A 22,829-nucleotide genomic window follows, 5' to 3' on the forward strand; every position below is an offset into this window, starting at 1 on the left:
AGATTCGCCTGCTTGCGGCGATGAAAGCCGGGATGGCTGGATATGCGTTTAAGGGTTTATCAGATTTTTCTCTGGATTATCGTTTTTCTCGCCGTGACTCCCGCGGCCCAGGCGCGCTTGACCCTGGGAGCGGTGGAGCGACAGGATTTGGCGCTCTCTCAGGAAGCTTCCCTGCAGCAACTCGCGCAATATCTCGAACAGAACCTCGGCGAAGAAGTGCCCCTGAGGCTGTTTCACGAGTCGCAAACCCTGCTTCAATGGATGAGCCGTTTCCGCGAGGTGGATGTGGCGCTGCTCGATCAGGAGATTCTTCGCGGAGTGCCGGCCGGAGAAGCGTTGCCCGTCGTCGATTTTCAACGCCGTGGCCGCCCGGAATTGGCGCGGCAGGTGGTTGTTGTACGCCAGGGTCTGAGCCCTGCGCAGGTATCGCGCCTGCGCCAGGTGCTGTTGGACATGGAGCAGACCGCCGCCGGCCAACAGGTGCTGGATGCCTTGGGAATCGCGCGTTTCGTCCCCCCGGGTAGCGGGCTTGCCAGAGAGACCGAAATTCCGCCTGCGTCCATCGCCCGGCAAGCGCCGGCCCCCGCATCTCTCCGCCCACAGCCTGCACCTGCGCCTGCGCCTGCGCCTGCGCCTGCGCCTGCGCCTGCGCCCGTTCAGGCACCGGAGCCTGCCGACGCGCCTGGCCCTAGGGCCCTGCGCCCGACTGAGGGTCCGACCCCTGTGCCTCCTCCGGCGCTTGAGGCTCCAAGTCTTCCCGCCCCAGAGGCGAGCGCTCCTCCTGAACTGCAGCCGGCAGTGGAACCGCAATTGCCGGGCGAAACTCCCCGCGAAGAACCCGCCGTGTCGCCTGAAATTCCCGCGCCGGCAGAGGGGCCGCGAATCTGGCTCGACGATGGACCGGTTGCGCCTGCCCCCTCACCCCCCGTGGCACCCCTGCCTGAAACTGCGCCCGCACCTGGGCCCAGGGAGCGGGTCATTCCCGGGTGGCGCAAAGTTCTTGATGCCGCCATCCTCCTTGGGGCCGTCGGTGGTACTTTGTGGTTCTTCAGGCGCCGCCGGGCCGCACGGCAACCTGAGAAAATGGTAGGGAAATCAAAAAGTCGGGATTCACGTGATGCAGAAGGTTTTCTGCATGTTGCCGATCCGCAGATGTCCGGGGCAGGCCCCTTTTGCCCCCTACCTGAGTCTCGGCCCGCCATGGGAGCGCGGGCAGCAGGTCCGCCGCCCGCGGCGAAATCGGCGTCGGTGGAACTCAAGGGCCGACTCGATGCGGACCGGGTTTTCTCTCTCTTGCGGACTCTGGAGAATTATCCGCGACCAGGCACCCTGGTGGTTGTCAGTCCTCACGACGAAAAGCGCATTCATTTCCGCAAGGGAACCATTTCAGCGGCGTTTTCCATTAATCGCGCCAATCGCGCTCAGGCCGGCTTTCTGATGAACAAGCTCGGCTACCTGTTAATCCGCATGGGTTTGATTTCAGAGCAAGAGCGAGATCGCGCTTTGGAGTTCTGCACACAGAATCCAGGCATGCGTCTGGGTGAAGTACTGGTGCAAAGTGATGCGCTTTCGCCCGCTGATCTCAAACGGGCATTGCGCACCCAGGCCGAAGGGGTGATTTACTCCCTGTTCCTTTTTCCCGAAGGGGACTTTGAACTGATCGGCGAAACCCTGGACTTTTCTCTCGACGACGATTTGGCGATTCCCGTACCGGACCTGCTCAGAGAAGCTGTGCGGAAGGAAGATGAGTGGAGCGGTTTTCGCGCCGACCTGCCTTCCCTCGACACGGTCATCGATTACGACGAGCAGGGACGGGAGAAGCTGGCGAGCGCTCGCATGACTCCTCACCAGCAGATGATCCTGTCCCTGGTTGACGGTCAGCGCAGTCTCAAGGATATTTGTCGCGAAGCAACCATGCTCGATTTTGAGATTTTTAAATTCATTTATCTCATGGTGCGGGCGCGCATTCTGAAACCCGTGACACCCTGAAGGAATAAAGCGATTATGAGTTACGGAATCAAGACGATGGTTGTCGCATTTATCTGTTTTATGCTGCTGGGATTTTCTCAGATTGCCTCCGCCGATGAGTTCTCGGCCTGGCTCCAGGGGTTTCGCGACGAAGCCAGCGCAGCCGGCATCTCTGCGGATCTTCTTGAAGAAGCCTTTGCGGATCTCGAGCCCCTGGAACGAGTCATTGAGCTTGACCGGCGCCAGCCCGAGTTCGTCCAGCCGTTTCATGAGTATCTGGAGCGCCGGGTAACCGACGCCCGGGTGGCCGAGGGGCGCGAAATGATGGCGCGCCATGCCGCGTCGCTCAATCGTGTTGCTGAGCAATACGGTGTACAGCCGCGCTTTATTGTCGCTCTCTGGGGCCTCGAAAGCAATTACGGGCGACATACGGGAAGTTTTTCCGTGATCCAGTCCTTGGCGACCCTGGCTTATGAAGGGCGGCGCGGCGCTTTTTTCCGCAATGAACTTCTGCATGCTCTCAAGATCGTCGACGCCGGGCATATTCCCCTCGCCCGCATGACCGGATCCTGGGCCGGAGCCATGGGCCAGGCTCAGTTCATGCCTTCCACGTTCAGCAACTTTGCCGTCGACGGCGACGGCGACGGCCGCATCGACATCTGGCACTCCATTCCCGACGTGTTCGCCTCGGCGGCCAACTATCTTTCCCGCCATGGCTGGCAGGACGATCAGACCTGGGGCCGGCCGGTGCGTCTGCCGCGGGGATTCGATGCCGATCTCGCCGGCCTGGACAAGCGTGCGCGGCTGAGTCAGTGGCAGCAACTCGGCGTGCGCCGCCTCGATGGCAGGGCCCTGCCGACCCGCGATCTGCAAGCCTCGCTGATTATTCCCGAAGGGGTTGATGGCCCCGCCTACCTGGTATATGACAATTTTCGCGTCCTTTTACGCTGGAATCGTTCCAATGTCTTCGCCGTGAGCGTGGGTACGCTCGCCGATCTCCTCGCCGCTCCCTGATTTTCGACCGCAGTTTGGTTCTAGGTGCCCGCGCACCCGGATAATTTTTTTTCCGCCCTTGGAAATTCCCCGTGTTGACGTATAATGGAGGACCAGAAGAGGTAAAAAATCTCTTCTGGAGTAGCCCATTTGTGGTTTCCTATGTTCTATCTGGGACAGCGAGGGGTCGCGCGGAGGAGAATATGAGAGAGAGGCTGATCAGAATGAATCTGTGGGACGAGGGAGACAGGCGTAATCCGGCGCAAGATATGAATTGCGCCTGGAGTGTTCTGGCGCGGTTGGGGGCGCCGTATCGTTTTGGCGGGCGCACTCCGGATGGGCGGGTGGAGTTCCTGGTGCTTGATTTGGCGGATGGCCGAGTTGTCGCCTCAGGCTGCGGCACCACCTCGGAAGAGGCCATGTGCCGTGCCGCTCTTGCGGCCCGCGGTGTTCAAGAGACCAATGCGGTGCGCCATTGACGCGAGGCTTGCTCAGCAAAAAAGCGCCCTGATATCGGGGCGCTTTTTTGTTGATGGGAAGCAATTGGCCGGCCTGCGCAGCAGCCGAGGGGGACATCGCTTGCGGTGAAGGCTCGCCTGCTGCTCGAATATTCGCCGGGGCACTCAACCGCAACGGGCTGCGGCGGGGTTTGACTTTGCCGCTGGATCATTGAAAAATCATGAAAATCCAGGAGATTGGAAGTAAGTAGAGGGTTTGGCTGATTTCAAGTGTCTGGGCGGGCTGTAGGGTTGCGAACGGAGATGGGGATGGTTAAATTAGGAAAAATCCTGAACTGGAGTTCCCATGGCGATGTCTGCCGCAAATTCACCGTCTTCCCATCTCCCTGTCCCTGCTCCGGATCTTGTGGTTTGCAGCAGCGCGAACCAGTGGCGTATCGAGCGGATTTCCCCCGCTTTGGCGCAACTTTTGGGCACGGTCCACGGGCCTGTTGAAGGACGCAAGCTAGGCGTGGTTTTCGCGGATTGCGTACCGTCGCTGGTTGATCTGGCGCATGAGGCGGCAAGCCGCGGCGAGCCTCTTGAGGGCGTACCGGTACGACTGTCGAGAAACGGCGGCAGCGTGGCGCTGACGGCTCAAATTCATCCCGGCGGGCTTACGGAGGATTATCGCGGTCAGCGTGTGCTGTTTCGATTTCAGCCTGCCGCTGCGCAAACGGCGGAGGCTGTGCAGGAGTTTCACGGCATTGTCGGTGGCAGTCCGGCCATCGCCGAAGTGGTACGAAAGATCGGTCTGTACGCGGCCTCTGACGCTTCAGTGGTGATCAGCGGTGAAACTGGGACCGGCAAAGAGCTGGTGGCGCGCGCCCTGCACCTTGAAAGTCCCCGCCGTCAGGGCCCCTACGTGGTGATGAACTGTGCGGCGATTGCCGAGGATCTTCTCGAGTCCGAGCTGTTCGGCCATGAAAAGGGTGCCTTTACCGGGGCGGTTCGCACCCATCGCGGCCGTTTCGAGCGAGCCCACGGCGGCAGTCTGTTTCTCGATGAACTCGGTGACATGCCCCTGCATACCCAGGCGAAGTTGCTGCGCGTTCTTGAGGCAGGGCGTCTTGAGCGCGTCGGCGGCGAGCATGAACAGCAAGTGGATGTGCGGGTTCTCTGTGCCACCAATGTCCCCTTGGAGCGCGCCGTAAACGAAGGGCGTTTCCGCACCGACCTCTACCATCGTCTCGCCGTGCTGCGCATCCATCTGCCCCCCCTGCGCAGTCGCGGCGAAGACATTCCGCAACTCGTCCAGCACTTTCTTCATCTGTTCAACCGCAAATACGGCCGCGTCATACATCGCCTTACTCCCGAGGCCCTGCAGATCCTTCAGTCCTATGTGTGGCCGGGCAACGTGCGCGAATTGCGCAACGTGCTGGAGCGTGTCTATGTCGAAACCCAGGCCGAGGTTATCGGCGCCCGAGCCTTTGGCGAGTGGATTCGCGAGCGCCAGAGTTTTGCCCCCGGCGGCTGGGATGTGGAGGCCGGCATGGAACGTAGCCGCAACCAGTCTCCGATTTTTACTCCCTTTCAGTCGCAGCGCTTGCCTCGCTCACTGCCGGCAGGCGGCGCAGGGGTCTTTGACGCGGAAATTGTGGCTTCGGAGGGGCTGGGCCAGTCGGATCGCTCGACGCGTCCGGCGCAACTCGACGCCGATAAAATCCGTCAGGCCTACCAGGCTGCGGACGGCAATCTTGCCGAGGCTGCGCGCCTTCTCGGAGTGCACCGGGCAACACTGTATCGTTATCTGCGCAAGCTCCGCCTGGAGCGCGAGGATCTCGGCAGCGGGGAGACGACTTGAGGCGTCACCTGCGACGTCGCAGGACGCAGCCGTTCCCGGAACTGCGGCGTCGCAAGCTCAAAGAAGAAAAAAGAGCTTTTGTTCAAGTCTTTGCTATTGTTCAAAAAAACTGTTCTTGAAGAAAAGGGCATGAAGTTTGATTGCAGGGATGACTGGAGCCTGAACGTTTCGACCATCACACGAGGAGCATCATGGATATCAACAAACTGACAGTAAAAACTCAGGAAGCCCTGCAGGCAGCGCAGAATCAGGCCCTTAAGCTCGGTCACGTGGAAGTCGACGGCGAGCATCTGTTGGCCGCGCTGGTCGAGCAAAGCGGCGGACTGGTGCCGCGCCTGCTGCAGAAAATGGATGTGGCCCCCGATGCCTTTGCCGCTGAACTGCGCCGCGAACTGGAGCGTCGCACCAGCGTTTCAGGTCCGGGCGTGGAAGCCGGAAAAGTTTACGTCACTCAGCGTTTCAACCGCCTGCTGATCAAGGCCGAGGAAGAGGCCAAGCGCTTGCGCGATGACTATGTGAGCGTTGAGCACATTTTGCTGGTGCTGGCTGAAGAAGGCGGGGCGACCGCGGCGGGGCGGCTGTTCCAGAAGTTCAACCTGACCCGCGACCGCATTTTGCAGACGCTCACCGCCATTCGCGGTCATCAGCGCGTCACCAGTGCCGATCCCGAGGGCACTTACGAAGCTCTGGAGAAATATGGGCGCGATCTGGTCAAGGAGGTGCAGAAGGGCAAGCTCGACCCGGTCATTGGCCGTGACGGCGAAATCCGCCGCGTTATCCGCATCCTTTCGCGCAAAACCAAGAACAATCCCGTCCTTATCGGCGAGCCCGGCGTCGGCAAGACCGCCATCGTCGAGGGCCTGGCCCACCGCATCGTGCGCGGCGACGTGCCCGAGGGACTCAAGAAGAAAACCATCTTCGCGCTGGACATGGGCGCACTGGTGGCCGGGGCCAAGTATCGCGGCGAGTTCGAGGAGCGTCTCAAGGCCGTGCTGACTGAAATCCGTGAGAGCGAAGGGCGCATTCTACTGTTCATCGACGAGCTGCACACCATCGTCGGCGCCGGCAAGGCTGAAGGCTCCATGGATGCCGGCAACATGCTCAAACCCATGCTGGCGCGCGGAGAACTGCACTGCATCGGCGCCACCACTCTGGATGAGTACCGCAAGCATATCGAAAAGGATGCCGCCCTCGAGCGCCGTTTTCAGCCGGTACTGGTCGAGCAGCCTACGGTGGAAGATACGGTGAGTATCCTGCGCGGGCTCAAGGAGCGCTTCGAGGTGCATCACGGAGTTGCCATTCATGACAACGCCCTGGTGGCGGCGGCGACCCTTTCGCACCGCTACATCAGTGACCGCTTTTTGCCCGACAAGGCCATCGACCTGGTGGATGAGGCCTGTGCCACCATTCGCACCGAGATCGACTCCCTGCCCCAGGAACTCGACGAGGTGACGCGCCGCGTCATGCAACTGGAGATCGAGGAGGCGGCCCTCAGAAAAGAAAAAGATGCCGCCAGTCGCGCGCGGCTTGAAGCCCTGAGTCGCGACCTGGCTGAGCTGCGTCACCAGAACGACGTGCTGCGCGCCCAGTGGGAACAGGAGAAGGGCGCCATTCGCAAGGTGCAGGGCCTGCGCGAGGAAATCGAGAAGGTGCGGCAGCAGATCGGCGTGGCCGAGCGTGACTATGATCTTAACCGTGCAGCGGAACTGCGCCATGGCCGGCTGCCGCAGCTCGAAAAGGAACTCCACGAGCACGAGGCGCAGCTCACCGGCGAGCAGGCCGGGCCGCGCCTGCTGCGCGAGGAGGTCACCGAAGAAGAAATCGCCGAAATCGTCGCGCGCTGGACGGGAATTCCCGTCACCCGCCTGGTGGAAGGTGAGCGCGACAAACTACTCAAGCTCGATGAGGTACTGCACCAGCGCGTTATCGGCCAGGACGAAGCGGTGAGTCTGGTCGCGGATGCCGTGATTCGCGCCCGTGCCGGTATCAAGGATCCGCGTCGTCCCATCGGTTCGTTTATTTTTCTCGGACCCACCGGGGTGGGTAAAACCGAGCTGGCGCGCGCCCTGGCCGAAACCCTCTTCGACAGCGAGGACAACATGGTGCGCATCGACATGTCCGAGTACATGGAGAAGCACGCCGTAAGCCGACTGATTGGTGCACCGCCTGGCTATGTAGGCTACGAGGAGGGCGGTCAGCTTACCGAAGCGGTGCGGCGCAAACCCTATGCGGTGATCCTCTTCGATGAGATCGAAAAGGCTCATCAGGACGTGTTCAATGTTCTCTTGCAGATTCTCGACGACGGGCGTGTCACCGATGCCCAGGGACGCACAGTCGACTTCAAAAACACGGTGATTATCATGACCAGCAACATCGGTTCACACCATCTCCTCGAAGGCGTCGACGCCCAGGGCGGCATCAAGGAGGGCGCGCGCACCCTGGTGATGAAGGAGCTGCGTGCCCATTTTCGTCCGGAATTTCTCAACCGTGTCGACGATCTGGTGCTGTTCAAGCCCCTGACCCTGGAGGAGATCAAGCGCATCGTCGATCTGCAGACCGAGGATCTGCGAAAGCGCCTGGCCGTGAGACGGCTGCAGCTGGAAATGACTGACGCCGCCCGCAGCTTTATCGCAGAAGCTGCCTATGATCCGGTGTACGGCGCGCGCCCCCTCAAACGCTATCTCCAGCATCAGCTGGAAACGCGCATCGGGAGAGCGCTGATCTCCGGAGACATTCGCGATGGAGCAACAATTCGGGTTGAGCTGGGCGCCGAGGGCTTGGACGTGACGCACCTCAATCCTGCTGAATAACACTGAGACCAGGGGCGCCGCCTTGGGGTGGCGCCTAATTTTTTTGCTTTACTCCACCGAAAAGAGCAAAGAAAGGATTGCAATCAAACGTAAAGCAAAATATAATTAAGTTCCGCAAATTGTTCGGGCGCAATACAGGAGAAGTCAAGCGATGGCGCAGCGCAAACGCTTTGGAGAAATTCTGGTCGAGGCAGGCATTATCAGCGAAGCCAGCCTGCGGCAGGCCCTGGATCAACAGAAAGGGTCTGGACGGCGACTGGGCCGCGTGCTGGAAGAGTTGGGCGTGGTTTCGGAAAAAGACATCGCGGTCACTTTGTCGCGGCAGTTTGGCTTCAAAACCGTGGGCGGTCTTGAAAGATACAGTTTCACGCCCGAAGTGCTGGAACTGGTCAGTGGTTCCCAGGTCCTGGAAAAGTTGATTTTTCCTCTTAAGAAGCAGGATAAGAGTCTGTTTCTGGCCATGGTCAATCCCCTGGATATGGAAACCATCGACAACCTGACCTTTCGCACGGGTCTCAAAATTGTTCCCTGTGTCACAACCCCCACCGAAATCCAGGCGGCTGCAAATAAATTTTACCTTGTCGACAAGCAGGAAGAGGCCTCGGACTGGTGGACCATTCTCATTGTCGAAGATCAGGAACTGACCCGTGCCGCCGTCGCCGCCGCCTTGCGTAAGCAAGGTTATACGGTATTGCAGGCTGAAAACGGCGCGGTAGGTCTCAAAGAGGCGCATCAGCACAAGCCGCACCTGATTGTCACCGACACCGTCATGCCGCGCATGGACGGCTATGAGTTATTTCGGGCACTCAAAGGCAATCCTGCTACCGCAAATATTCCGGTTATTGCCATGTCCTCCAAATCCTCGCCGGAAGAAGAGGCCGCAGTGCTTGATATGGGCTATTTTGACTTTATCGGCAAGCCGATCAATCCGGTGCGCCTGGCCGCACGCACGCGTCGTGCCCTGAAAATGACCTACGGCGAGGGCGACCCGCCTCCGCGGTGAACGCTTAAGCGATTGAAACGCCAAGGGAAAAAAGGGAGGGCAAGTGGCGATTTTGCTTGCCCGGAAAAACGCACGCGGTATAATATAACCAATAAGGTCACCAATGACCTGAAAGGAGGAGTTGATGCGCATTGATGTCCTTTGCAAGCCCGATGGCGACAAGCGCTGCGAACGCACTTTGTCTCGTGTTCGTCAGGCGTTGGACAATCTGAGTCTTGAGGCTGAGGTGCACCTCTACCGCGATCAGCGCAAGATGATCGACAATCGTGTGTACGTTTCTCCGGCGCTGCTTATCGACGATACCGTGCGGGTGGCCGGTCGGGTGCCGACGGTTGAAGAGATCGAGCGGTTGTTACGTGAGCGGCCCCGCTACCAGAAACGAATGCAGGCTGTCGCCTGAGAAAGCAGTTCAGTAGCTGTTCAGCATGCACCGCAGGCCGCTGCGGCGCGGTTGGGCCTCTCAGCTGAGCGACTAAGTTTCTTCTATTTTTAATGCACCGAGACCTCCGGAAACGGGGGTCTTTTTTTTTCCACCTGAATCCAGGCTTTATTCTCCGGGTGGTAGCAGAATCCCCTCTGAAACCGCAAATTCGACAAATTCCTCACCTTCGCGCCGGTTGATGCTGCCGGCAAAAATCTCGCGCGGCGAGCTCTTACCGTCGCTGCCTTGCAGAAGTTTGGCAAAATCCTCTTCCAGCGATTCGCAATAAACCTCGGCTCCGCGGCGCGCGAACAGCGCGGCGGAGCCGACCGGCCGAAACAGATTGATAAACTGATCAAGATCCATCTCTTCGACTTGCAACAGGTCAATGATTTCATAACGAAAGCGCACCAACCGCGCGGCGGGATTGAGCCGCCAGGGAGTGGTCCACAGATCGAGACCGCGCAATTCCTCGTTTTCAACGGGCAGAGTTTCAGGGCCGAGCAGGGTTTCGGCGAAGCTGTAGTGGTAACGGATGAGGTCGCGCGCCGCCGGCAGCAGATGGCTGCGTCCGACCTCGTTGAGCAGGTAGGCGGTGAATTCCATGTGTAAATCACGAATGGCGCGCGGCTGCCACTGCTCGGTGTCGAGAATCTGCTCCGTGGCAAGTTTTTTCTCGTTTTGCAGCCATGCCAGAAATTTTTCGAGCATCTTCAGCGCGCTGATTTGGGCACCGCGATGCAAGGGTGCGTAAAAGCCCACGGCACGCCCGCGGTTGTAGAAAATGTCTGCGGCGGCGGCCAGCAGGCGGGCTTTCAGCAGATCCGCTGGGGCAAAGTCCGGAGTTTCCATAACTTCATAGGGAGGAGCTTGCTGGGCACGCAGGCCGAGGCGTTCGCGTTCGCGGTGCAGAACCGTTCCGGGCAGAACCGCAAGGGGAAAGATGTCGAGGTGGTTGGGGCGCAGATTCAAGGCGAAATCAAGGCTTTCGCCGAACCCGTCGAGGTTGTCGCCGGGAAGACCGTAGATCAGATCAAGGCCGAAGGTCACTCCTTCGGCGGCCAGAAGGTTTATTTTGTTTCTGAAATCTTCAGGGTCAAGGGAGCGATGAATGTTCTTTAGCACCTGGGGGTGGGCCGATTGCAGACCGATCTGTACCGAACAGGACAACCCGCTGAGCAGGCGGGCGCTCTCACGATCGAGAAAATCGGCTTTGGCCTCCAGGTGAAAGTGAATGTGGGGGGCCTTGGCGCTCAACAGGCGCAGAAGTTTTTTGCCGCGTTCGGGAGGATAGTTGAAGGTCGAATCGAGAATCCAGATCTGCTCGACGCGGCTGCGCACGAATAGTTCGAGTTCTGCTTCAAGACGCACCCAGGGCAAGGTACGGATGCGATTGCTGCCGCGACTGTCAAAACAGAAATCGCAGGCGAAGGGACAGCCGCGGGCAATTTCCCAGAGTACACCGCCGCCTGGAGAGGGCGTCAGCACCCCGCTGAGCCAGGGAGAGACAAGCGTGTTCAGGTCGGGCAGGGGAGCCGGCGGGCCTGCGACAATGCCTGCTTGAGTGCGGCGGTGTACGCCTGCCGGCGCTGAATCACTGTCGTTGAGAAACTCTTGCACTAGCTGCGGCAGAATCTGTTCACCCTCGCCCTGGACCGCGGCGTCGAAGCCGAGATCGGAAAGCAGCGCCCGGGGCGCCACTCCGGCTTCAGGCCCCCCGGCGACGAGTTTGAGCTGCGGGCGCTGTTCGCGTAACAGCGCGACCAGCGCCGCTGCGGTCTCAAGGTTCCATACGTAGAGAGGCACGGCAACCAGGGTCGGGTCGCTTGCCAATATCCGCCCGGCCATTTCTTCGGTGGTCATTTCGGGAAACAAATCCACCAGGTGCGTTTGGCGACGCAGGTCTTCGGGCAGGGCCGCCGCGAGACAGCCGGCGGCCAAGGCGACTGCCTGTGCTGAGCGGCGAACATGAAGTGAGGCAATGACGATTCGCATCCGTGTGTCCCTTCGTGCTCAGGTCGCCGGGGCGGGTTTGCCTGGCGGCGACCTTTTGAGGTGTTCGGCGGTGCAGGCGATACCGTGCCGGTCAAAAATGGCCTGGGTTTCGTGGAATTTGTGCATCAGATGAGCCAGGGTCAGGTGGTAGCCGTGGGTCATGACCTGGCAGCGTGCTTCAAAGCTCATGGGGTTTTGCAGGAAAAACAGCGATTCCTTGGGATCGGGTTCAATCAGCAGGATGTCGACATCGGGATAATTGCGCCGCAGCAAATCGAGGCTCATGGACAGTTTGAGCCGATCGTCGATACGCTGGGCCTGATCCCAGACGTAGCTGATCCCCAGTTCGGCGATGCTCGAACAACGCCCGTAGGAGAGGGAGGGCAGGCAGCCATGGGAGCGATCGTTGAGCATCGGCACCAGGGGGTTGATAATCACGACCAGTTGCGCGCCGTGGGCGATGGCGATATCGACGTGAGCCACCTGTCCCACCGATCCGTCGATGAAAAAGCGCTCGCCGATCTTGTAGGGGCGGAAGAATGCCGGAATGGCGCAGGATGCGGTAATGGCCTGGCACACATGCAGGTCGCGCCAATTTTCTTCTCCGAAAACCACGCGTTCGCCGGAATCGACATCAATCGCCGGGATGAAAAGTTCCGGCCGAATCAAGCGGAACTGGTCGCGAACTTGCTCCTGGCGAAAGGCTTCGCACAGGTATTGTTGCATGGGTTCGAGGGAGAAGAGGCCGGAGGGAAACTGTTCTTGGAGAATGTGAATCAGCTCGGAAGAGAAAAAGCGCTGACGGCGGCGCCGATAACTGCGGAAAATGGAAAGCAGGTCGCGGGTGAGATTCCACCAGGCGCCGAGCAGGCGGCGATACTCCACACGGTAGATATCCGAGCGTTGAAAATTGAAGACTTGGCGCTCATTGCGGGCAATGGACTCAAACAGCGCGGCAGGCGCTATGCGGCTGGCGATCAGGGTGGCGATGACCGACCCCGCGCTGACGCCGATATAGGTATCGAAGCGCCGCACCGAAAAGCCCGGGGCGAAGAGACGCTCCAGCGCAGTGAGGCAGCCGATTTCGTAGGAAGCTCCCATAATCCCGCCGCCGGCGAGAATCAGAGCGGTTTTTGAGCGCGCACGGGCCATGAGCCTCCCTTATTTTTTTGCGCGAACTTTGATGCGGGGTTTGCCGTTCTCAACAACAACCCGAAATTCCACTTCCTTTTGCCCGAAGGTGGCGCGGATTTTTTCGCGCTGCTCACTAAGGAAACGGGCAACTTTTTCGCGTTCGAAGCCTTCACTGTTGCCGGTTGCTCGCAGTTGCTGAAGCAGGTTTTCCACCTCGTCGTCGGCGGGGGACCGCAGGGTTTGCGACTCCGGCGCGGTTTTGGGCGGGATTGTGCCGCCGCGAACGAAACGCCCCTCATCCATCAGCCGCAGGATGCGATCCCAGTAGCCGGCGTAGCTGTGAAAGCGGGTGGCAAGATTCTGGTACAGAAAGCGCAAATCCGTCTGCACGATGCGCCGATTTGCGAAATGGCGCAGGCTGCGCGCCAGTTTTTCCCGTTGTTTGATCGGTTCGCGTTTTTCAACACCGGCAAAGTAGCGCTCATAGAGAATTTGCAGGTCTTTCAACTCCTTTTCGATGGAGACCAGTTCCATGGCAATGTTTTTGCGTTCGCTCATCGGCCCTCCGTGCTTCAAATATAATGGAGCGCCTTCGGGAATGCAAAATAATTGAAGTTTTATCAAGTGATTGAAACTCTGCCGTAACTATTCAGCTGCAATCCCCGGTCGCGCCTCAGGCCGTGGCGGTTGTGTGCCGCGGTGAATGTTTGAGCCGCCGGCGAGTTTTCACCGCAAGCGATACCGCCGCGACCTGCGCGGTGCATGCTGAACAGTTACACTCTGCCAAAGGCCGCTGCCGGCCTTGACGCATGCGGGACTTTGCATGATAATGAAAATCTTTTTGGCGTTTTACCAAAGGAGGGTGTATGAGCGAGCAGAAACGGGCGGCAGTGATCCTGGCGGCGGGCAAGGGGACCCGCATGAAATCCGATCGGGCCAAGGTTCTACACCCTTTGGCGGGCTTGCCTCTGGCGGCTTATCCTGCTCGTATCTCCCGTGCCTTGGGCTGTGATCCCGCCGTGCTGGTGGTCGGCCATCAGGCCGAAGAGGTTGAGCAAGCCCTGGCCGGAGAAGGTCTGGGTTTTGCTTTGCAGGAAGAACAACTCGGCACCGGCCATGCCTTGCTCTGTGCCGCATCCGCGTTGGAGGGATTCCGCGGTGATCTGCTGCTCTTGTGCGGCGACGTGCCCCTGATCCGCCGCGAAACTCTGGAGCGCCTGCTCGCCTATCACGCCGCCGAGCAGGCGGCGGTCACCGTCCTTACCGCCGAGCTTGCAAACCCGAAGGGTTACGGGCGCATCGTGCGCGATGGCGCCGAAGTGCTGCGCATCGTCGAGGAAAAGGATGCTTCGCAGAAGGAAAAGCTCATTCGCGAGATCAACACCGGCCTCTACGTGTTCGCCGCGCCCTTTGTCTTTGAGGCTCTGCGCGGGGTGGGGCGCGACAACGCGCAAAACGAATACTATCTCACCGACGTTCTGGCCGCGGCGCGCGCCGCCGGGAAAAAGGTGCGTGCGCTCAGCGTCAGCGATCCGGCCGAAGCCATGGGCATCAATGATCGTGCGCAACTGGCCGAGGCGGCGCGCATCATGCGCGAGCGCATCAACCTGGAGCACATGCTTGCCGGGGTGAGCCTGGTCGATCCGCAGAATACCTATATCGATGCCGGCGTCGATATCGCCCCCGACACCCTCATCCACCCCAACGTCCACCTGCGTGGTGCCACGCGCATCGGCACCGGCTGTGAAATCGAACCGGGCGCGGTCATCAGCGATTGCATCCTGGGTGAGGGCGTACACGTGAAAGCCGGTACGGTGATGAGTGAAGCGCACATCGGCGATGCCTGCACCCTCGGCCCCATGGCCCACCTGCGTCCCGGCACGGTACTCAAGGGTGGCAACAAGCTGGGCAACTTCGTCGAAACCAAGAAGGCCGTGCTCGACGAGAAAGCCCAGGCCAGCCACCTCACCTACCTCGGTGATGCCGAGGTCGGCAGGAACGTCAACATCGGTTGCGGCACCATTACCTGTAACTACGACGGTGTCAACAAGCACAAGACCATCATCGAGGACGATGTCTTCGTCGGCTCCGACACCCAGTTCGTCGCTCCGGTGCGCATCGGCCGCGGCAGTCTCATCGGTGCCGGCTCCACCATCACCAAGGACGTGCCTCCGGGCGCCCTGGCTCTCTCGCGCGCCGAGCAGAAGACCATCGAGGGCTGGGCGGATCGCAAACGCAAGAAGAAATAATCAGCTATCCCCGGCGAGGGCGCACAGCGGTGCGCCCCTACGGAAAACCGAATTGACATCGTAGGGACGCACCGCTGTGCGCCCTGATTTTCGGCACCACAAAAGGATCAGATCATGTGCGGAATCGTCGGTTACCTCGGCCACCAGCAGGCCTCTCCCATCATTGTCGAAGGCTTGCGCCGCCTTGAGTACCGCGGCTACGATTCGGCGGGCATCGCCACCCTCAACGGCGGGCGCATCGAGATTCGCCGTGCCCAGGGCAAGCTGATCAATCTGGAAAACCAGCTGCGCGAGCGCCCGGTGGTGGGCAGCCTCGGTATCGGCCACACGCGCTGGGCTACCCACGGCCGTCCCTCGGAAATCAACGCCCATCCGCACAAGGCCGGCGGCATCGTCGTCGTTCACAACGGCATCATCGAGAACTATCTCGATCTCAAGGACAGCCTGCGCGAGCGCGGCCACAGCTTCAAGTCCGAAACCGACACAGAGATCATCTCCCATCTGGTGGAAGAGCACTACAAGATCAACGGCGATCTGGTCACGGCGGTGCGCGCCGCCCTCAAGGAAGTGCGCGGCGCCTATGCGGTGGCTATCATCTGTGAGCAGGAGCCCGACAAGCTGGTTGCCGCCAAGCTCGGCTCACCCCTGGTGGTCGGCCAGGGACAGGGCGAGAATTTCGTCGCCTCGGACATTCCGGCCATGCTGTCCCACACCCGCGAGATGATTTTCCTCGAAGACGGCGAGATGGTGATCGTCGACGGCGCCGGTCTGCATTTTACCGATCTGGTCGGAAATCCCCTGGAAAAAACGCCCAAAACCATTACCTGGACGCCGCTCATGGCGGAAAAAGGCGGCTACCGCCACTTCATGCTCAAGGAAATCTACGAGCAGCCCCGCGCTCTTGCCGATACTTTGGCTGGACGCATCCGCGAGGAGCAGGGGGATATCTATCTGGAAGATCTGGCCCTGAGCGATGCGCAATTGCGCGCCGTCAGCAAGCTCAACATCGTTGCTTGCGGAACCTCCTGGCACGCGGCGCTGGTCGGAAAATTTCTCATCGAAAAACACGCGCGCCTGCCCGTCGAGGTCGATATCGCCAGCGAATTCCGTTACCGCGATCCCATCATCACTCCCGATACCCTGACCCTGCTCATCAGCCAGAGCGGCGAGACAGCCGATACCCTGGCGGGTCTGCGCGAGGCCAAGGGCAAGGGCGGCAAGGTGGTGGCCGTCTGCAACGTGCTTGATTCCTCCATCGCCCGCGAAAGCCACGGCGTCATCTACACCCATGCCGGCCCGGAAATCGGCGTCGCCTCGACCAAGGCCTTCACCACTCAGCTGGTGGCCCTGGTGCTCTTGGCCCTCAAGCTCGGCCGGGTGCGCGGTTTTCTGGATGCCGACGGTTGCCGTGCCCTGACCGACGAGTTGGTTAAGCTGCCGCGCAAGATCGAGGAAGCCCTGGAGCAGGACGAGGCCATCGAAGAGGTGGCGCGACTCTACATGAATGCGAGCGATTTTCTCTACCTGGGGCGCGGCAATCAGTATCCCATTGCCCTCGAAGGGGCACTCAAGCTCAAGGAAATCTCTTATATCCACGCCGAAGGCTATCCGGCCGGCGAAATGAAGCACGGCCCCATCGCCCTCATTGACGAGAATCTGCCGGTGGTGGTGCTGATTCCCAACAACGACACCCGCGAAAAAGTCATCTCCAACATGCAGGAGGTGCGCGCCCGCGCCGGAAAAGTGATTGCCGTCACCGACCGTGACGATCCCCTGGTGCGCGACAACGCCGATCAGGTGCTGCTTTTCCCGAGCATCTGCGATGACCTGATGCCGGTGATGCTGTCGGTGCCCATGCAACTGCTTGCCTACCACATCGCGGTGCTCAAGGGCACCGATGTGGATCAGCCGCGCAATCTGGCCAAGAGTGTGACGGTGGAGTAGGAGGGGAAAGGGGGGGCAATGCATGAAATATCAAGATCTGCAACGAGCCCTGGACGTCTTCTGCCTGTCCGAGCGGGCCACCCTCAAGGAGATCAAGGCGCGCCACCGCGCCTTGGTCAAGCGCTGCCATCCCGATGCCGGCGCGGCCGATGCGGAACGTATCCGCGAGGTCAATGAAGCCTACCGAGTGCTGACTGCCTATTGCGGAAATTATCAATTCTCCTTCTCCCGTGAAGAATTTCTCCGCCAGGATCCCGACGAGTGGTTCCGTCATCAGTTCGGCAAAGACCCCATCTGGGGCGGCTGAATTCTTGTCTCAGAAATAACCTTCTCTCCTGGTTGCTTGCCCATCTCCCTGCCCGGTGCGTGAAAAAACCCACAAGTTTCATTCAAGCATCAAATTGGGAGACGGCAAGCAAGCAAGCGAAAATGATTATTTCAGCTTTCCGCGCTTTTTGCTTCGGCCCCCATTTTTCGGTACTGCTTGACCGCCGCCCGCAGCGCACCGGCCGCCAGATTGGAGCAGTGCATTTTCTCCGGCGGCAGCCCATCGAGAGCCGCGGCAATGCTTTTTTCCGTGATCAGCATCAGCACCTCGTCGAGGGTTTTGCCCATGGCCATTTCGCTGGCGACCGACGAGGTGGCGATGGCCGCGCCGCAGCCGTAGATCTTGTATTTGATGTCGCGGATGCGATCCTCCTCGATCTTGAGGAAAATCAGCAGACCGTCACCGCAACCGGGATCGCCCGCCTGGACCACAACGTTGGCATCGTCGATTACCCCGACATTGCGGGGGTTGGCGAAATGATCCATGACTTTTGGGGAATACATAGACCGCTCCTCTTCAGAAAAATCAATCCTCTTCGCCGTCGGCAGCGATGATCAGGGCGCGTCCCTCAGCAAGAGCCTCGATGATCTTTTTGCGGCCGCTTGCCGTCAAGCGCTGCACGGTGCCGCGCGAAACCCCCAGGCGCTCACCAGCCTGCTCCTGGGTCATCCCCTCGCCGTCGCACAGATGCAGAGCGTCGAATTCATCATGATCCAGATAGATTTTCTCCAAATCCCGCATAGGGGTTCCCGCGGGCTTGAAGACCGAGCCATCGGGCGGGTGATGGGGACAGGCGCAGTTGCGTGGCTTTCTGGGACGTGGCGACATGCTGTTCTCCTCAGGCTGATTGACGCTCGGGCGGCGCGGCGCCGAACACCCGCGGAGTGAATTTGACGTACCAGGCAGCCGATTGCACTTGGATGATGTAGGCCAGGGCGATCACCAGCGCGGCTTCGGAACCTGCCGGCCCAAAAGCGTTGATGGCTACCGCCAGGGCGATGGAGAGATTGCGCATCACCGTGCCGTAGACCAGAGCGATGGCGTCGCCGCGCGGCAGCAGGCTTTTGCCCACCAGGGTGCTGAGCAGGTAGTTAAAGGCATAAAGAATGAGCAACGGCACGAAAATCACCAGCAACTGCTCGGGGCGCGCGGCGATGGCTTCGGCCTTGAGAGCGATGGCGATGAATACGATGCCCAGTACCCCGATGGTGGAAATCCCGGGAAAGCGCGGCGCCAGGTGTTGCTGAAACTCCGGCAAACCAAAGCGCCGCACCAGGATGCGCTGGGTGGCGTAGCCCGCGACCATGGGCAAAAAGACGATGAGGACGATCTGCTGAAAAACGCTCAGCAGATCGACGTCCACCGCCGCCCCCATCAATACCTGCACGTAAAAAGGCGTGGCCAGTGAGCCGAGAATCAGACCGATGACGGTCATTTTTACCGCCGCCGCCAGATTGCCTTTGGCAAAACCCGTCCAGGAGATGGTCATGCCGCTGGTCGGCACCAGAGCCGCCAGCAGCAGACCCAGCGCCATGAAGGGTCGGTCGGCAAAGAAGATCTTGCCCAAACCAAAGGCGACAAAGGGGATAACGGCGAAGTTGATGGCCTGTGTCAAAACCTGCGCCTTGGCGTCGCCACCCTCAAGAACCTGGCGGATTTTGAGGGTCACCATCATGGGGTAGACCATGAGAAAGGTAAACGGCAGGATCAGACTTTTGAGAAAGGCGGCGTCCACAATGACACCGAAAACAAACCCGACGAGCATCATGGCGGGGATGGCCAGAATCAGGTTCTGATTGAGTTTGGCGAGAATTTTCCACATGGTGTCTCTGCCGGCCTCTTTTTCAGTGGCTACAGCCATGGCCATGACCGTGGCCCCCGCATACCTGCCCCGGAGTCAGTTCTAGAAGACTTGCCTCATTGTACAGATCCAGATTGTCGGCGACGGTAGCGCCCTGGGCCTGATAAACCTTAAGACCCGCCTGGCGCAGGCCGCTCAAGGCTCCAGCACCGATGCCGCCGACCACGATGGCCTCGACGGTCTCGCCCCCCAGGGCCTTGAGCGGGCTACACGCGCCGTGCTGGTGGTGCAGGTCACGGTTGGCGAGTTCACGCACTTCCTGAGTTTCGCTGTCGACCAGAACGAACAGGGGCGCCGAGCCGAAATGACCGTACACGGGGCTGTCCAGGCCTGCATTGTGTTCTACGGGAAAGCAGAGTTTCATGGTGTTCCTCCTTAGTTGTTTTGTGCATAAGCACAATATAGGCTGTTTCATTCAAAAGTCAATATGCAATTTCCGCATTTTTTTTGGGGAATCTTGACAGGGAAAATTTCCTTGGTAGTGTAGGTGCAAGTTGCACCTATTAACCCTAAACGGAAAGGAAATGCACATGCCAGGGAGAAACGGAACGGGACCCTTGGGTCAGGGGTCGGCAAGCGGTAGAGGCTGGGGAGTTTGCAGCGGACGTGAGGCGGAAACCGAGGCTTGGCGATCCGGAGGGAATCGCTTCCTGGGCAGGGGCTTGGGCCAGGGTCGGAGGCTGAATTGTCGTCGTGGCGTTGAAGGAGCTGGCCTTCGGAATGAAATCGCGCGCCTGGGAAAAATCCTAACCGGCCTCAAGGGTCGCCAGGACCAGAATAGCTAGCCTGCGGAAGGTCTCTCGGAGAAAGAAAGGACAACAAATGCCGCGCGGTTCCTGTCATCGCCACGGGCCCAAGCAGCCCTGCACCTGCGCCATGGGTAATCTCTATCGCTTCATTGAGCCGGTGGTGCTGTTTTTGCTGCGGGAAAAACAAGGGTCTTATGGCTATGAGCTTGTCGGAGAGTTGCAGGCGCACGCCCTGACCGACACACGCATTGAAAAAGGCGCGCTTTACCGCACCTTGCGCGCCTTGGAAGACAATGGCCATGTCGTGTCCAATTGGGAAACCACCGGCGCGGGACCTGCGCGGCGTCATTATCAACTGACCTCCTCCGGCGCCAGGCACCTGGAGGAATGGGCAGAAGTGCTCGACAACCTGGCGCGTTCCATGACCCATTTCGTGGGTGAAATTCGCGATCGGGGACGAGGCGGCACCGAGAGAGGCTGAGAGTCGGTTTTTACATCAGCGATTCAAGCGCCAATCGTAGTCTTTCCATACGATGCGCGCACCTCTGTCCTTGTACTTGACGAATTCGCGGGCATCCCCCGGGTCGAGATAGCGCAGCAGCGTTTGCAGGATGCCTTGACGATCGCCGCCGAAATCCGGCTTATACCAGCGGAAGATGGGAGAGAGTTCCAGCAGATTTTTTTCCGGGACAATATTCACTTCCGCGCCGTTGATGAAGCCTTTTGCGGCAATTTCAAGCTGATTATCCAGATCCTCGGCCGTATAGAAGTTGATGGGCGGACAGCGGCCAGAGTTCGACCTTGGGGCCGGCAGCAACTTGCGCGGGAAGGGCGGTGACCAATAATAGGGCCAACAGCATGTTGATAGCGGATTTCATGACGGACTGTCCTTTCTAGCCCCGCCGCCAGGCATGGAATTTTTCCACCCAGGTCAGTAGTTTCTCAGGGACATGGGCTTTTTTCCATTCGCCTGCGGCCATTTTGTTGGCTTCGGCCAGGGTGGGGTAGGGGTGGATGGTGCCGAGAATCTTGTTGAGACCCAGGCCGTGCTTCATGGCCAGGATGTACTCGGCGAGCAGATCGCCCGCGTGGGTGCCGACAATGGTTACGCCGAGGATCTTGTCCTTGCCGGGCGGGGTGATGATCTTGATCCAGCCGTGATCCTCGCTCTCGGCGATGGCCCGATCCAACTCGGCCAGCTCAAAAACCGTCACCTCGTGTTCGATGTTCTGGTCTCGCGCTTCGGCTTCGTTGAGGCCGACGCGCGCCACTTCCGGGTCGGTGAAGGTGCACCAGGGGATGACGCTGTAATCGGCGCGAAACTTCTTGAATTCGCCGAACAGGGCGTTGACTGCCGCGTACCAGGCCTGATGGGCGGCGGTGTGAGTGAATTGGTAGGGGCCTGCCACATCGCCCGCGCAGAGGATGTTCGGGAAGTTGGTGCGCAAGAAGGGATCGGTGTCGATGGTGCCGCGCTCGCTCAGGCGCACGCCCAGCTCCTCCAGGCCGAATCCCGTCGTGCGGGCGCGGCGGCCCACGGCGACCAGGATGGCGTCGAAAGGCACCTCGACTTTTTGTCCCTGATGTTCGCACACCAGGATTTTCTCCTGGGCCTTGACCTGAACTTCCTTGGCGGCGTGTTCGGTCAGCACCCGTACGCCTTCGGCCTCGAAACGCTCGCGTACGAAGGCTGCGACATCGGCGTCCTCGCGGCTCATGAGCTGCGCAGCCATTTCCACCTGTGTCACTTGCGCGCCGAAGCGCGCAAAGGCTTGGGTCATCTCGCAGCCGATGGGGCCGCCGCCCAGAACCACCAGGCGTTTGGGCAATTCGCGCAGTTGCCAGAGATTGTCCGAGGTCAGATAATCCACCTGATCCAGCCCCGGGATGGGCGGCACGAACGGCTCGGCGCCGGTGGCGACGATGATGTTGCGCGTGGTCAAAGTTCGCTCGCCGACCTGCACGGTGTAGGGTGATGTGATGCGCGCCTCGCCCTTGATGCATTCCACGCCAAGTTCGGTGTAGCGTTCCACCGAATCGTGCGGTTCGACTTTTTTTACCACCCGCTGCACCCGCTCCATCACCTCGGCGAAATCAAAATGGGTTTGCGATTTCTGCAGACCGAATTCTGCCGCACGGCGGCCATAGGCGAGCATTTTCGCCGAGCGGATCAGCGCCTTGCTCGGAACGCAGCCGGTATTGAGACAATCGCCGCCCATCTTGTCCTTTTCGATCAGGGCCACCTTGGCCTTGACGGCGGCCGCGATATAGGCGCTGACCAGGCCGGCCGAACCGGCTCCGAGGACGACGATGTTGTAATCGAATTTTTTTGGTTTGGGAAAATCTTTGAGTGTTCGGCGTTTTTGCATGAAATCGACCCCCTTGCGGGCGATGAGAGGAAAGATGCCGAGCAGGGCAAAGGAAAGCAGCAGCTGCGGCGAAAGGATGCCGCCGAGCGTCTCGATCTGACCGAGTTGGGTGCCGGCGTTGACGTAGACCGCAGTCCCTGGAAGCATGCCGAGCTGGCTGACCCAGTAATAGGTCAGGGTACGCATGGGGGTGAGTCCCATCGCCAGGTTGATGACGAAAAAGGGGAAGATCGGCACCAGACGCAGGGTGAACAGGTAAAACCCGCCGTCTTTTTCAATGCCCGCGTTGAGCGCCTTGAGACGTTTGCCGAATTTGCTCTGCACCCAGTCGCGCAGCAGAAAGCGGCTGACCAGAAAGGCCAGGGTCGCACCGATGGTGCTGGCGAAAGACACAACGATGAGTGCGGGTAAAAAACCAAACAGCGCGCCGCCGGCCAGGGTCATGACGGCGGCGCCCGGCAGTGACAGGGCGGTGACCAGAATATAGAAGAGAAAATAAGCGCCAAGCGTCAGGAAACGATTGGCGGCGTAGAATTGCTGAAACGCCTCCTGGCGGGCTTTGAGTTCGGTAAGAGTCAGGTAGCGCTGCAGATCGAAAACAAAGAACAGCGTGACCAATATGGCAATGGCCAGGAGGATGAGGATTTTTTTGCCGTTGCCTGTCATCTCTTAATCTCCAGATAGTGTTTTTTGTGACCTCAACT

22 protein-coding genes are annotated in these 22,829 nt (G+C 59.7%); 12 read left to right on the forward strand and 10 right to left on the reverse strand.

From position 1 onward, the window contains the following. The first annotated feature begins 42 nt into the window (after positions 1-42). The 7 genes from GFER_RS18735 to GFER_RS13290 all read left to right on the forward strand — a co-directional run bounded on the left by GFER_RS18735 (position 43) and on the right by GFER_RS13290 (position 9,475). Positions 43-1,989 carry a DUF4388 domain-containing protein gene (locus GFER_RS18735; RefSeq protein WP_040100193.1) on the forward strand — a complete coding sequence of 649 codons (1,947 nt, stop codon included), beginning with the start codon at positions 43-45 and terminating at the stop codon, positions 1,987-1,989. A 15-nt stretch (positions 1,990-2,004) separates the two neighbouring features. Continuing rightward, positions 2,005-2,982 carry a lytic murein transglycosylase gene (locus GFER_RS13265; RefSeq protein ID WP_040100195.1) on the forward strand — a complete coding sequence of 326 codons (978 nt, stop codon included), beginning with the start codon at positions 2,005-2,007 and terminating at the stop codon, positions 2,980-2,982. Positions 2,983-3,164: 182 nt separating this feature from the next. Beyond that, positions 3,165-3,440: a hypothetical protein gene (locus tag GFER_RS13270; RefSeq protein ID WP_139172171.1), complete on the forward strand. Its 276-nt coding sequence runs from the start codon at positions 3,165-3,167 to the stop codon at positions 3,438-3,440. A gap of 325 nt (positions 3,441-3,765) precedes the next feature. Continuing rightward, positions 3,766-5,262, forward strand: a complete 1,497-nt coding sequence (locus tag GFER_RS13275; protein ID WP_235264095.1) for a sigma-54 interaction domain-containing protein — start codon at positions 3,766-3,768, stop codon at positions 5,260-5,262. Between the two features lie 191 nt (positions 5,263-5,453). Further along, positions 5,454-8,072, forward strand: a complete 2,619-nt coding sequence (clpB, locus tag GFER_RS13280) for an ATP-dependent chaperone ClpB (protein ID WP_040100198.1) — start codon at positions 5,454-5,456, stop codon at positions 8,070-8,072. A gap of 151 nt (positions 8,073-8,223) precedes the next feature. Continuing rightward, a complete protein-coding gene (locus GFER_RS13285) occupies positions 8,224-9,075 on the forward strand; it encodes a response regulator (RefSeq protein ID WP_040100200.1) in 852 nt (283 codons plus the stop codon). A 124-nt stretch (positions 9,076-9,199) separates the two neighbouring features. Continuing rightward, positions 9,200-9,475: a thioredoxin family protein gene (locus tag GFER_RS13290; RefSeq protein ID WP_040100206.1), complete on the forward strand. Its 276-nt coding sequence runs from the start codon at positions 9,200-9,202 to the stop codon at positions 9,473-9,475. 147 nt (positions 9,476-9,622) lie between these two features. On the opposite strand, the gene GFER_RS13295 is transcribed toward GFER_RS13290, so the two are convergent. Genes GFER_RS13295 through GFER_RS13305 form a run of 3 tightly spaced genes read right to left on the reverse strand, consistent with a single transcriptional unit; the run spans position 9,623 to position 13,183 of the window. Further along, positions 9,623-11,491, reverse strand: a complete 1,869-nt coding sequence (locus GFER_RS13295; RefSeq protein WP_040100208.1) for a B12-binding domain-containing radical SAM protein — start codon at positions 11,489-11,491, stop codon at positions 9,623-9,625. Positions 11,492-11,509: 18 nt separating this feature from the next. Then, a complete protein-coding gene (locus tag GFER_RS13300; protein WP_040100211.1) occupies positions 11,510-12,643 on the reverse strand; it encodes a patatin-like phospholipase family protein in 1,134 nt (377 codons plus the stop codon). 9 nt (positions 12,644-12,652) lie between these two features. Further along, entirely contained in the window at positions 12,653-13,183 is a 531-nt protein-coding gene (locus tag GFER_RS13305; protein WP_052446405.1) for an MXAN_5187 C-terminal domain-containing protein, read from the reverse strand. 308 nt (positions 13,184-13,491) lie between these two features. On the opposite strand from GFER_RS13305, the gene glmU reads away from it, so the two are divergent. The 3 genes from glmU (at position 13,492) to GFER_RS13320 (ending at position 17,125) form a co-directional block, all read left to right on the forward strand. Continuing rightward, on the forward strand, positions 13,492-14,874 hold the full coding sequence (gene glmU, locus GFER_RS13310) for a bifunctional UDP-N-acetylglucosamine diphosphorylase/glucosamine-1-phosphate N-acetyltransferase GlmU (protein WP_040100212.1): 1,383 nt from the start codon (positions 13,492-13,494) through the stop codon (positions 14,872-14,874). A gap of 114 nt (positions 14,875-14,988) precedes the next feature. After that, positions 14,989-16,818 carry a glutamine--fructose-6-phosphate transaminase (isomerizing) gene (gene glmS / locus GFER_RS13315; RefSeq protein ID WP_040100214.1) on the forward strand — a complete coding sequence of 610 codons (1,830 nt, stop codon included), beginning with the start codon at positions 14,989-14,991 and terminating at the stop codon, positions 16,816-16,818. A gap of 22 nt (positions 16,819-16,840) precedes the next feature. Further along, positions 16,841-17,125 (forward strand): J domain-containing protein, encoded by a 285-nt coding sequence (locus tag GFER_RS13320; protein WP_040100217.1) that lies wholly within the window; start codon positions 16,841-16,843, stop codon positions 17,123-17,125. Positions 17,126-17,256: 131 nt separating this feature from the next. Here GFER_RS13320 and GFER_RS13325 read toward each other — a convergent pair whose 3' ends face one another. Genes GFER_RS13325 through GFER_RS13340 form a run of 4 tightly spaced genes read right to left on the reverse strand, consistent with a single transcriptional unit; the run spans position 17,257 to position 19,371 of the window. Beyond that, the gene (locus GFER_RS13325) at positions 17,257-17,649 is read right to left on the reverse strand and encodes an iron-sulfur cluster assembly scaffold protein (RefSeq protein ID WP_040100219.1); all 393 of its coding nucleotides are present in this window, start codon (positions 17,647-17,649) and stop codon (positions 17,257-17,259) included. 22 nt (positions 17,650-17,671) lie between these two features. Next, a complete protein-coding gene (locus GFER_RS13330) occupies positions 17,672-17,974 on the reverse strand; it encodes a DUF134 domain-containing protein (RefSeq protein WP_040100220.1) in 303 nt (100 codons plus the stop codon). A 10-nt stretch (positions 17,975-17,984) separates the two neighbouring features. Beyond that, the gene (locus GFER_RS13335; RefSeq protein WP_235264096.1) at positions 17,985-19,013 is read right to left on the reverse strand and encodes an arsenic resistance protein; all 1,029 of its coding nucleotides are present in this window, start codon (positions 19,011-19,013) and stop codon (positions 17,985-17,987) included. Then, a complete protein-coding gene (locus GFER_RS13340; RefSeq protein WP_040100221.1) occupies positions 18,991-19,371 on the reverse strand; it encodes a NifB/NifX family molybdenum-iron cluster-binding protein in 381 nt (126 codons plus the stop codon). The genes GFER_RS13335 and GFER_RS13340 overlap by 23 nt, the downstream gene beginning before the upstream one ends. Positions 19,372-19,537: 166 nt before the next feature. On the opposite strand from GFER_RS13340, the gene GFER_RS19800 reads away from it, so the two are divergent. After that, a complete protein-coding gene (locus GFER_RS19800; protein ID WP_161807410.1) occupies positions 19,538-19,792 on the forward strand; it encodes a DUF5320 domain-containing protein in 255 nt (84 codons plus the stop codon). A 37-nt stretch (positions 19,793-19,829) separates the two neighbouring features. Then, positions 19,830-20,237, forward strand: a complete 408-nt coding sequence (locus GFER_RS13345; protein WP_052446406.1) for a PadR family transcriptional regulator — start codon at positions 19,830-19,832, stop codon at positions 20,235-20,237. Positions 20,238-20,252: 15 nt separating this feature from the next. Here the strand turns inward: GFER_RS13345 and GFER_RS18740 are convergent, their stop codons facing one another. The 3 genes from GFER_RS18740 to GFER_RS13355 are packed head-to-tail and all read right to left on the reverse strand — an operon-like array spanning position 20,253 to position 22,791. Then, positions 20,253-20,456 carry a hypothetical protein gene (locus GFER_RS18740; RefSeq protein WP_139172172.1) on the reverse strand — a complete coding sequence of 68 codons (204 nt, stop codon included), beginning with the start codon at positions 20,454-20,456 and terminating at the stop codon, positions 20,253-20,255. A 43-nt stretch (positions 20,457-20,499) separates the two neighbouring features. Continuing rightward, the gene (locus GFER_RS19535; protein ID WP_268746214.1) at positions 20,500-20,634 is read right to left on the reverse strand and encodes a hypothetical protein; all 135 of its coding nucleotides are present in this window, start codon (positions 20,632-20,634) and stop codon (positions 20,500-20,502) included. 15 nt (positions 20,635-20,649) lie between these two features. Next, entirely contained in the window at positions 20,650-22,791 is a 2,142-nt protein-coding gene (locus GFER_RS13355) for an FAD-dependent oxidoreductase (protein WP_040100222.1), read from the reverse strand. Positions 22,792-22,829: the final 38 nt, after the last annotated feature.

The sequence above is a fragment of the Geoalkalibacter ferrihydriticus DSM 17813 genome, assembly GCF_000820505.1.
Taxonomy (GTDB): domain Bacteria; phylum Desulfobacterota; class Desulfuromonadia; order Desulfuromonadales; family Geoalkalibacteraceae; genus Geoalkalibacter; species Geoalkalibacter ferrihydriticus.